This window comes from Streptomyces sp. (genome assembly GCF_035563135.1).
Classification (GTDB): Bacteria; Actinomycetota; Actinomycetes; order Streptomycetales; family Streptomycetaceae; genus Streptomyces.
This window is the reverse complement of sequence record NZ_DATMVN010000116.1, coordinates 1-7,796: the sequence shown is the minus strand read 5'-3', so window position 1 is coordinate 7,796 and position 7,796 is coordinate 1. Positions and strand designations below refer to the sequence as shown.

Below are 7,796 nucleotides of genomic sequence, written 5' to 3'. Positions count from 1 at the left end.
GCAACCACGACGGCATGGCCGCCTTCAGAGGCCGCGACGGCGGGGTCCACCTCGTCCGCAACCACGAGAACCGCGCCACCGGCAGGACCGGTGTCCCCACGGTCGAGGGACTCACCTACGACCCCATGGGCAAGGGCGGTTGCATCTCCCTCGAACTCGACGGCCGCGGCGATGTGCGCGGCGAGCGCGTCGCCATCGCGGGTACGGCCGTCAACTGCGCGGGCGGCCCCACCCCGTGGAAGACCTGGCTGACCTGCGAGGAGACCGAGGACAAGGCCGGCACCAACGGCTACACGAAGGACCACGGCTTCGTCTTCGAGGTGGACGGCGCCGATCCGCGCCGCACCGGGGCCGTCCCCCTGACCGCCATGGGCCGCTTCCAGCACGAGGCCGTCGCGGTCGACCCGGGGAGCGGCATCGTGTACGAGACGGAGGACGCGTTCGAGAGGCCGTTCGGGCTCTTCTACCGCTTCCTCCCCCGGAAGCCGCTCGGCGGGACGGGCTCCCTGCGGGCCGGGGGCGCGCTGGAGGCCATGCGGGTGCCCGGCGTACCCGACCTCTCCGCGGTCCAGGAGACGGGTGCGAGCTTCGACAGGATCGAGTGGGTCCCGGTGCCGGACCCGTCAGCCGCGCAGACTCCGATCCGGCTCCAGGACTTCGGGCCGAAGGGCATCACGCACGCCCAGAAGCTGGAGGGCTGCTACTGGGGCGGTTCGTCGGTGTACTTCGTCTCCAGCTTCGCGCACAGCTCGCAGGGGTCGGCCGCCGACCACTTCGGCCAGGTGTGGCGGTACGAACCGGAGCGGCGCAGGCTCACCCTCGTGATCGCCTTCGGACCGGACACCGACGTCCAGCTGCCGGGCGAGTCCCCGGACAACATCTGCCTCGCCGCCGGGGGCGGTCTGATGGTCTGCGAGGACGGGGGCGGTGCCCAGCACGTGCTGGGCGTGACGAGGCGCGGCGAGGTCTACCCGATGGCACGGGGGCGGCAGAACATCGGGACGGCCGAGGAGCCGGAGTGGGGCGAGTTCGCAGGTGTCACGTTCTCACCGGACGGCGGGACGATGTTCATGAACTGCTACACGCCGGGGACGACGTTCGCGGTGACCGGCCCCTGGCGCTGAGCCGGGCGCGGCGTCCGTGGTGACCAGCCCCTGGCGCTGAGCCGGGCGCGGCGTCCGTGGTGACCGGCCCCTGGCGCTGAGCCGGGCGCGACCGGACGGGTGATCCGGCGGCCCGGCGCCCGGGTGACCGGAGCGCCGCGGGCATCACCTGATGGACCACCCGCTAGCGTCCTTCAGTGATCAAATCCGTTCGTACGATGATCGTGCTGACCGTTTTGAGTGGGGTGCTCGCCGGCTGCGGCAGCTCCGAGGGCACCCGCGCCCGGACCGCCGCACTCGCGCCGGCCTCTCCGGAGCCGGTGGCGGGACCCGTGTCCCCGTCACCGGCTCCGGAGAGCAGGCCGTCCGTCCCGGCTCCCGGCCCCGGCGGTCTCACCCCGGTCTTCGAACGACGGGCGGACGCCTCCGGCGGCCGGGGCAGGGCGGGTGGGGCCGACAAGGCCGTGGCCCTCACCTTCGACGCCGACATGACGGCGGACCAGGGCCCGCGTGCCGCTGCCGGCGAGCACTTCGACAACCCGGAGCTGATCGCGTCGCTCCGCCGGCTGAAGGTCCCCTCGACGGTCTTCATGACCGGCAGGTGGGCGCAGGAGTACCCGGTGCAGGCCCGCTCGATCGGCACCGACCCCCTGTTCGAGATCGCCAACCACTCGTTCAGCCACCACGCCTTCTCCTCCCCCTGCTACGGGCTGCCGGCCCTCGGGAGGACGGACATGCGGCGCGATGTGGAGCGGGCCTTCACCGCGATCAGGAAGACGGGGGCGCGCAATGTCGTGCCGTACTTCCGCTTCCCCGGCGGCTGCTACGACGACGCCTCGCTGAAGGCTCTGGCCCCGACCGGGGTGACAGCGGTGCAATGGGACGTGGTCAGCGGTGACGCCTTCGCCACGGACGCGGACGCGGTGGCCGAGCAGGTGCTGGCGGGGGTGGAGCCGGGCTCGCTGGTGGTCATGCACTGCACCCGCAGCGCGGCCCCCGTCACCGACGACGCCGTACGCCGGATCGTCCCGGAGCTGCGCGAGCGCGGCTACCGCTTCGTCAAGGTCTCCGAACTGATGCGCGGCTGAGCACTCCGCCGTCCGGGCCTCAGCCGGAGCAGGCGGTGCGTCCCGCCTCCTGCCAGGCACAGACCGGGCAGAGCGTGCTGCCCTTCGTCGACTCCGGGTGTTCGGTGGGCTTGCGGCACAGCACGCACTCGGCGTACGGCGGACCCGCGTCCACGGGCGCGGGGTCCGGCGCGGGTGTCTCGCAGTACGCGTCATCCATGCGTCCGAGCGTACTCAGTCGCGCAGAGCGGCGGCCCGGGAGGTGAGGGCTGCCACCGCGACGGCGACGGCGACGGCCCCCGCCAGTGGCAGGACCGGCACCCGCACCGTGCCGGTCTGCGGGCCGGAGACCAGGCCCGTCACCGCGGCCTTCGCGGGTGAACCGTCGGTCACGAGGGCAAGCACGGTCGCGGCGAGCGACCGGCAGCGGTGAACGGCAGCGCCGCGGGGAAACGCTCGGGGACGTACGCCGTGCGCGGCCGGCCCGTGACCCGTCCCTCCGTCGGCGCGTCGATGCCGGCGAGCAGTCTCAGCAGGGACGACTTGCCGGCGCCGTTGCTTCCCTCGATCCGGACCAGGGTGTGCGCGGGCAGGTCCAGGTCGAGCCCCCGCAGCACCCACGGACCGCGCAGGCCGTACCGCCGGCCCGCACCGCGCAGGATCAGGACGACGGCTTTTCCGGCTTGAGCTCGCTGGGGCGTACGATCACGAACCCCTCACCCTGGAGCATCAGTTGGACCGCCTCGCCGGAGCCGCCGCGCACCATGGAGCCGACGCTCTGCGAGCGGTGCAGGGAGGTGGAGAGCTGGGCGCTCCAGCCGACGACCGCGTCCGTGTCGACGTACACCGGCTGCTGCGCGGTGACGGGGATCACGATCGGGTGGCCGTCGCAGATCAGTCCGAGCTTGCCGAATCCGCTGAAGACGCTGTTGAAGAGCCCGCCGCCGGTCATTCCGGCGCCCTTCACGGTCTTGATCTCGTAGGAGAGGCTCGCGTCGAAACACAGGACGTTGCGGCCGTTGACGGTCAGGACGTCGCCCTGTTCCATCTCCACGATGAAGCAGTTGGCCGCCTCATGGGCGAACCACGCCTCCCCCTGTCCCCTGACCGCCATCAGGGCCAGCCCCTCACCGGTCACCGCGCGCTTCAGCATGCCGCCGATGCCCTGGCCCTTGCGTTCGAACTGGAGATTGCCGCGGAAGGCGATCATCGATCCCTGACGCGCGTGCATCTCACCGTTGACGGCGTACTTGATGGATTTGGCGTTCTGCAGCGTCATGCCCGGGGCAGTGGCCGGCTGCGCCAGGTGCTCGCTGGAAAAGAGGTCGCTCTTCATGCGGAGCATCCTCACCCGGAGCCCTGCATTCCGCCAAGAACGGGTTGCCGGCGGGGCCTGGCAGACTGGGGCGTGTGACCAGCGACAGCATTTCCGAGCCCCTTCCCGCAGCCCCGCAGGCCCCCGTCGGCAGCCCGTTCCGTACGGAGCCGACGCCTCGTGACGAAGCCCCGCAGTTCGTGCTGCCGCTGGTGGTGCGCCTGGAGAGGACCGACCCCCCGGCGCGCAACGATGCCCTGGTGACCGCCGCCCGCGCGGTGCTCACGATCCTGTCGGACCCCCGCTCCCAGGGCGAGGACGAGGGCCGGGCCGAGGGCGAGTGGGCGCAGGCCGTGCGGGACTGGCAGGACGCCCGGATCCGCAAGGTGGTCCGGCGGGCGCGCGGGGCGGAGTGGCGCAAGGCGTGCGCGCTGCCCGGGATCACCGTCACCGGTGAGCACGCCGAGGTCCGGGTGTTCCCGCCGGTCCCCCTGGACGGCTGGCCCAGGGAACTGGCCAAGCTCCAGGTGTCGGGCACCGAACTGGACGACCCCGAGGCCCCGCCCGTGCCCGGTCCGGCCGGCCCGGTGCTGTGGATGAATCCGGACGTCGCCATGTCGGCCGGCAAGGCGATGGCACAGGCCGGGCACGGCGCGCAGCTCGCCTGGTGGGAGCTGTCGGACACCGAGCGCAAGGCGTGGCGCGACGCCGGCTTCCCGCTCCGCGTCGCCACCCCGGACGCCGCCCGCTGGCGCGAACTCACCGCGAGCGGACTGCCGGTGGTCCGGGACGCCGGCTTCACCGAGGTCGCTCCGGGCTCCTGCACGGTCGTCGCCGACCACCCGGCCCTGCGCCGCTGACCCGGTACCGCCGGCGAACGCCCCGTACGGCTCCTGGCACGGCCCTGGGCGCGGGATCAACGGCACGGGGATGCCAGGTGCCGGCACGGGGCCGGCCGCCGGGACCGGGCGCAGACGCGTCCGCAGCGTCGTGCGAAGGCACCGGAGACCGTGAACGACGGGTTCCTACTGGTAGACCTCGCTCGTCCGGGGAGATGCCTCGTACTTCTCCTGCGCCCTCTTGTTCGCCTCCTCGGCGGAGAGCCCCTGCTCCATGAGCTCCCTCTGCAGGCTCGCCTTCAGCTGGCTGCTTCCTGCGACCGCCGCGTTCACGGACCACGGTGTCCGGCAGGCGTAGATCAGCAGCGCGCTGTACCCGCTGAACGCCTGCGCCTTCTCGATGATGACGGGAAGCGGCGGGGTCTCGGCCTTCCGCGCTTCGGCGTACTCAGCGGCGAGCACGCTGTCGTCCGCCCACTGGAAGTCCATCAGGACCGCCACGTCGCAGTCGTTCACCAGCCCGACCACGCGGTCGATCTCCAGCGTGAGTTCGGTGGCGTGGTGGGGTTGGACGTACATGCCGGGGGCGTCGTTGGTGGGCTCGATGGCGGAGTTCGCGAAAGCGTCGGGCAGGGATGCGAAGGCCTCGGCCGGGGCGCCGATCCGGTTCAGACTCTGCTCCTCCTGCACGGCGAAGCCGTACTTCCTCCTGGTGTCGATGGAGATGCGGTGCTTGTCCTCGTAGCCGTGTGAGAACCAGGAAAGCATGCCGGGATGCTTGGGGCCCGTAGGGCTCCTGAGCATCCCGACCGTCCCCCTGCCGAGGCCCTCGATCGCGAAGGTCGCCTTCTCCAGCCTGGGCATCTCACGTATCTGCTCCCGCCAGATGCGATCAGCGCTGACGACAGCGTCCTCGGCCTGCTTCTCGTACTGTTCCGTCGACTCCTGCTGTGCGGGGGGCGCAGCCGAAGCGCTGGGCCCCAGCTCCGCTTCCATGGCGGCCCTGTCGATTCCTTCGCGGGCCAGCAGTTCCAGGGCTTCGGCCTCCGGCAGCTTCTTCACCTTCGCCGCGCCGCCCGCGTGTTCGGTGAGCTTGCCCCACACCCAGTTCTTCTGGTCGGGGCTGAGAGCCGGACCTGTTCCCGCCCACTTGCCGAAGAAGCCGCGCGAGGTCTTCAGCACCATCCGCTGGACGGCACCGTTCCGAGCCGGGGCCGGCACCGGCCCGTGGCTCTGCTCCCCTGCCGTGGAACGCCGGCCGCGCGCTGCCCCCTGCCCCAGTCTGGTCGCCGTGCTCTCGGCGTCGAGCTCCAGGGCGTCGGCGGGATCGCTGACGCCCGAGGGCACGCGCCCCGCTCGCTGCTGGCGGACGTGCTGCAGTTCGTGGCGCATGGTGTGGTCGTCCATGTCGGCCGCGCTGCGGAAGACGATGTGGTCGGTCTTCGTGGTGTAGGCCTTGGCCCCGACGGCCTCGGCCGAACCGCGGTCGATGTGGACGCGGACACCGCTGAAGTCCTCGCCGCCGAAGTCGCTCTCCATCCTGTGCCGGACGTCCCCCCTCATCGGCCTGCCCGAGGTTCGCGTCACCGCGTCCACCCGGGCCATGGCGTCACGCTGCACGGCCTGATCGTCGGCGACCCGCTGCGTGCCGGCACCGTGATCGCACCCCGCACCGTGCGGGGGACGCTCCCGCTCCACCAGCCGGGCGACCGCGGCGTTGCCGAGTGTCCGCTGGAGGGAGAGCGCGGCTGCGGGAGACATCCGCCCCACGGGTCCGGCAGCGGTCATCCCGGAGCGCGGGGCGGGGGTCTGATCGGCACGCCGGGGAAGCCCCCGGGCGCGGCCGGGCTCCGCGAGGCGTTGCTGCCTGTCGACACGCATGGCTGTCTCCTCTTGTGTGGGCACGCACAAGACGGGTCCTCATGCTGCCGGCCCGGCTACGGGGCAGAAGGACGGCGAGGGCGGCCCGGAAGGAGCGGGGCTCCCCGGACGTACTCGACCGGAACAATGCCGTGATGCGGGGATACTACTCAACTCGATGGGCACCGGCGGTTGTTCGTCCGGCAACGGCCGGGTCCGGTCGGCGGATGCGTGGCGTGAGGTGTGCGCAGGACGGCGGTCCGGCCCCCTCCCGGGAGGTGACGGGCAGGACCCGTGCCCCCGTTTCCCGTCAGGCTGGACACCCCTGCGCCGGCATACGCACCCCCCGCTGCCGCCGTACCGGCGCTACCGCCGGGCAGACCGCCCCACGTATCGGTTGACGGCCGATCCGACGCTGCCACGCATCTGCCCGGGAGACGTCCCGCACCGACGGAACGGCCCTTGCCGCGGCCGCGCCGGCCGCCGCGCCCGCTTCTCCCGTGTGGTCCTGCGCCGGTCCTGGGACCGGTTCCGCCCGCGCGCGGGCACCGGCACGGTCCGGGAACCTCAGATCCAGCTCTGAACGTCCCCCCTTTCGGGTTCGACGGCACCAGGCGGGGCCATCACCCCTGCACAGAACGGGGAGGGGACACGATGAAGCTCGGAATCGGCATCGGATGGCGGCCGGAGATCGCGGACGCCGTCGAGGCTCTGCCGGGGATCGACTGGGTCGAGGCGGTCGCGGAGAACCTCTGCGCGGACCATCTCCCCGAGTCCCTCGTGCGTCTCCGGGAGCGGGGGGTCACGGTCGTGCCGCACGGGGTCGCGCTGGGCCTGGGCGGGGCCGACCGCCCGGACCCGGGCCGTCTCGCCGGTCTGGCCGCGCGGGCCGGGCTGCTGGGAGCGCCCCTGGTGACGGAGCACATCGCCTTCGTACGCGCCGGAGGGCCGCTGACCGCGTCGCCGCTGCTGGAGGCGGGTCATCTGCTTCCGGTGCCGCGGACCTGGGACGCGCTGGACGTGCTGTGCGAGAACGTGCGGATCGCGCAGGACTCGCTGCCCGTCCCCCTGGCCCTGGAGAACATCGCCGCGCTGATCTCCTGGCCCGGAGAGGAGCTGACCGAGGGGCAGTTCCTCGCGGAGCTGGTCGAGCGCACCGGGGTACGGCTGCTGATCGACGTCGCCAACCTGCACACCAATCACGTCAACCGCGGTGAGGACCCCGCGACCGCACTGGACGAACTGCCGGTGGAGGCCATCGCGTACGTCCATGTGGCGGGCGGCGTCGAGAAGGACGGCGTCTGGCACGACACGCACGCCCACCCCGTGACGCGCCCCGTCCTGGACGTGCTGAGCGAGCTCCGCTCCCGCGTGGATCCGCCGGGGGTCCTGCTGGAGCGCGACGACGACTTCCCGCCGGCCGAGGAGCTGGCCGGTGAACTGACGGCGATCCGCAGCACGCTGGCAGCCGCCACCCCTGCGGGGACCGGCCGGCAGCGGCCGGCCCGGCCCGCGCGGCCCGCCGCACGCGCCGCCGGGGCCCGCGACCGGACCGCCGTGTCGCAGGCCGCGCTGCTCACCGCACTCGTGGCGGGTACGCCCGCACCGGACG

Annotated in this window: 8 protein-coding genes and 1 pseudogene; 4 read left to right on the top strand and 5 right to left on the bottom strand. The window is 72.5% G+C overall.

The features are described from left to right. Both VN520_RS05200 and VN520_RS05195 read left to right on the top strand, forming a co-directional pair. Window positions 1–1,124 (top strand): alkaline phosphatase PhoX (locus tag VN520_RS05200; protein WP_325745645.1); only part of this gene is annotated, 1,124 nt, incomplete at its 5' end. A 197-nt stretch (window positions 1,125–1,321) separates the two neighbouring features. After that, window positions 1,322–2,191: a polysaccharide deacetylase family protein gene (locus VN520_RS05195; RefSeq protein ID WP_325745646.1), complete on the top strand. Its 870-nt coding sequence runs from the start codon at window positions 1,322–1,324 to the stop codon at window positions 2,189–2,191. Between the two features lie 19 nt (window positions 2,192–2,210). On the opposite strand, the gene VN520_RS05190 is transcribed toward VN520_RS05195, so the two are convergent. The 4 genes and pseudogenes from VN520_RS05190 to VN520_RS05175 form a co-directional block, all read right to left on the bottom strand. Next, window positions 2,211–2,390, bottom strand: a complete 180-nt coding sequence (locus VN520_RS05190; RefSeq protein WP_325745644.1) for a hypothetical protein — start codon at window positions 2,388–2,390, stop codon at window positions 2,211–2,213. Between the two features lie 14 nt (window positions 2,391–2,404). Beyond that, window positions 2,405–2,563, bottom strand: a complete 159-nt coding sequence (locus VN520_RS05185; protein ID WP_325745643.1) for a hypothetical protein — start codon at window positions 2,561–2,563, stop codon at window positions 2,405–2,407. A 26-nt stretch (window positions 2,564–2,589) separates the two neighbouring features. Next, a pseudogene (locus VN520_RS05180) lies at window positions 2,590–2,835 on the bottom strand (ATP-binding cassette domain-containing protein); the annotation flags it as partial. Continuing rightward, a complete protein-coding gene (locus VN520_RS05175; RefSeq protein WP_325745642.1) occupies window positions 2,832–3,506 on the bottom strand; it encodes an AIM24 family protein in 675 nt (224 codons plus the stop codon). The pseudogene VN520_RS05180 and the gene VN520_RS05175, both read right to left, overlap by 4 nt. A gap of 74 nt (window positions 3,507–3,580) precedes the next feature. Between VN520_RS05175 and VN520_RS05170 the strand changes: the two genes are divergently transcribed. Continuing rightward, entirely contained in the window at window positions 3,581–4,345 is a 765-nt protein-coding gene (locus tag VN520_RS05170) for an aminoacyl-tRNA hydrolase (protein WP_325745641.1), read from the top strand. 165 nt (window positions 4,346–4,510) lie between these two features. On the opposite strand, the gene VN520_RS05165 is transcribed toward VN520_RS05170, so the two are convergent. Next, complete coding sequence (locus VN520_RS05165; protein ID WP_325745640.1) at window positions 4,511–6,205, bottom strand: DUF4157 domain-containing protein; 1,695 nt, start codon at window positions 6,203–6,205, stop codon at window positions 4,511–4,513. 633 nt (window positions 6,206–6,838) lie between these two features. Here VN520_RS05165 and VN520_RS05160 point away from each other — a divergent pair. Continuing rightward, window positions 6,839–7,796 (top strand): DUF692 domain-containing protein (locus VN520_RS05160; protein ID WP_325745639.1); only part of this gene is annotated, 958 nt, incomplete at its 3' end.

Bases quoted from the DNA above. Each gene is read 5' to 3' on its own strand.
- VN520_RS05175 (WP_325745642.1), bottom strand. From the start codon at position 3,506: ATGAAGAGCGACCTCTTTTCCAGCGAGCACCTGGCGCAGCCGGCCACT.
- VN520_RS05165 (WP_325745640.1), bottom strand. From the start codon at position 6,205: ATGCGTGTCGACAGGCAGCAACGCCTCGCGGAGCCCGGCCGCGCCCGG.
- VN520_RS05190 (WP_325745644.1), bottom strand. From the start codon at position 2,390: ATGGATGACGCGTACTGCGAGACACCCGCGCCGGACCCCGCGCCCGTG.
- VN520_RS05195 (WP_325745646.1), top strand. From the start codon at position 1,322: ATGATCGTGCTGACCGTTTTGAGTGGGGTGCTCGCCGGCTGCGGCAGC.